Origin of the sequence: Palleronia caenipelagi, assembly GCF_007004065.1 — a bacterium.
GTDB classification, from domain to species: domain Bacteria; phylum Pseudomonadota; class Alphaproteobacteria; order Rhodobacterales; family Rhodobacteraceae; genus Palleronia; species Palleronia caenipelagi.
This window is the reverse complement of record NZ_VFSV01000172.1, coordinates 1-678: the sequence shown is the minus strand read 5'-3', so window position 1 is coordinate 678 and position 678 is coordinate 1. Positions and strand designations below refer to the sequence as shown.

Here is a 678-nt window from a genome sequence, read left to right as displayed (position 1 = left end):
TTCTGCACGAACACGATCAATGCAGGTACGGCGACGAGCGGGGCTCAGAAGTTTCCCTTTGCGGCCTCCGCCAGGATCAGCTTGTCCAGGGTCAGATCCGAAACGGCCTTGCGTAGCCGCTCATTCTCTTTCTGAAGACGCTTTAGTTCCTTCAATTGGTCCGTGCCCATTCCACCGTACTTTTTCTTCCAGCGGTAGAACGTCTGTTCAGTCACGCCGATCTGGCGGATCGCATCCAGACGCGGCATCCCTTGCCCCGTCAGAACCTCAACCTGCCGTAACTTCGTAACAATCTCTTCCGGCTTTGGTCGCTTGTTTGCCATGTGTTTCCTCCGTTTTCCTGAACATAGCGGAGGACCACTTCAGTGGGGGAAGACCACTGGCCCGGCTTACCCTTCTGGATGGACGTCCTGCGCGGCCTGAAGGCGCGTGGGCTGGACGGCACCAAGCTTGTGATCAGCGATGCCCACAGCGGCCTCAGGGCGGCCATCGAGCGCGTGTTTGAGGGTGAGCCTGCGAACGGGCAGCGCTGCCGCGTCCACTGGATGCGCAATGCGCTCGCCCATGTGTCACGCGGCCAGCACACCGTGGGTGCCGCACTCGCCATCGGGCTCGAACCAATGGCGCCTCAATGGCTCGTTCCGCCAGGCCTTCGATCAGCCCGATCGCAAACAGGCG

2 pseudogenes are annotated in these 678 nt (G+C 60.8%); one reads left to right on the top strand and one right to left on the bottom strand.

The window, feature by feature from the left end:
* Window positions 1–323, bottom strand: a pseudogene (locus FEV53_RS20545) (transposase); the annotation flags it as partial.
* 72 nt (window positions 324–395) lie between these two features.
* Between FEV53_RS20545 and FEV53_RS20540 the strand changes: the two are divergent.
* Window positions 396–678 (top strand): annotated as a pseudogene (locus FEV53_RS20540) (transposase); the annotation flags it as partial.